The sequence below is a fragment of the Pelotomaculum sp. FP genome (assembly GCF_004369245.1).
Classification (GTDB): Bacteria; Bacillota; Desulfotomaculia; order Desulfotomaculales; family Pelotomaculaceae; genus Pelotomaculum_C; species Pelotomaculum_C schinkii.
Genome location: NZ_QFGB01000155.1, coordinates 1 through 902 on the forward strand (window position 1 = coordinate 1; position 902 = coordinate 902).

Consider the following 902-nt stretch of genomic DNA (forward strand, 5'->3'; position numbering starts at 1 on the left):
CAGTCATCAGGGCGACCTCCTGGAAATTATTTATACTTGAATATTCCCTGATTCTGTCGACTTGAGGGTTTTCCCTTCTTTATTATTATCTATGAGTTACCTAATTCTGGTTAACCGAACACCTATGTACAAAAAACATACGTATTTTCCTAGTTAGTTCACCTCCATTCTTTCTTATTAAGATTATAATATACACCACATTTTTATGTCAACAACTTAATATTAAATAATTCATAATAAGTTATTTTGAATGTATATTTTAATTATCAAATATTATTTTTACTTGAGTAATGCTAATTGCATTAAGTTATTCACTTAGTATTTATTATTTGTGAATTATCAATAAATAACTGGAACATAAAAAAAACCAGGAAATAGATCTCCCTGGTCTGCAAATAATATATTTTTTTCTATAAATTGTCCAGAGGACTAAACTGTCTGTGTTTCTTTTGTATGTCCTCTGTCAGAAGGGATATATATTTTCTGGTTGATATTAGGGTAGCATGTCCCATTATCTGTTGAAGGGAAAATAAGTCTCCACCTGCCATAAGGTACTGTTTAGCGAAGGTATGTCTAAACGTATGCGGAGATAAGCGTTTCCCCTCTATTCCTGCTTTTTTGCCAATTAAAACAATTTTTCTAAGAACATTACGAGGTAATAAGGCAGTTCCTTGTCTCGTTGAAAAGAAAAATCCTTCGTCAATATCATTAGGAACAATTTTCTCCCTTCTGGATAGATATTTAAAAATTTCCCTTTTAACCCCTCTGCCATATGGCGGTTTAAACCCCTAATTTTAGAGTCTACTCCCCTTATTCTCTTGTTTACATAGAATTAATAAATATTGCTCACGGAACAGGAAAACCAATAAGCCTCAATTCATTTATTGTGAACAGCTAAGGCG

At 32.3% G+C, this 902-nt stretch carries 1 protein-coding gene; it reads right to left on the reverse strand.

The window, feature by feature from the left end; genetic code table 11:
• Positions 1–410: 410 nt before the first annotated feature.
• On the reverse strand, positions 411–749 hold the full coding sequence (locus tag Psfp_RS21155; RefSeq protein WP_282434375.1) for a tyrosine-type recombinase/integrase: 339 nt from the start codon (positions 747–749) through the stop codon (positions 411–413).
• Between the last annotated feature and the right edge of the window lie 153 nt (positions 750–902).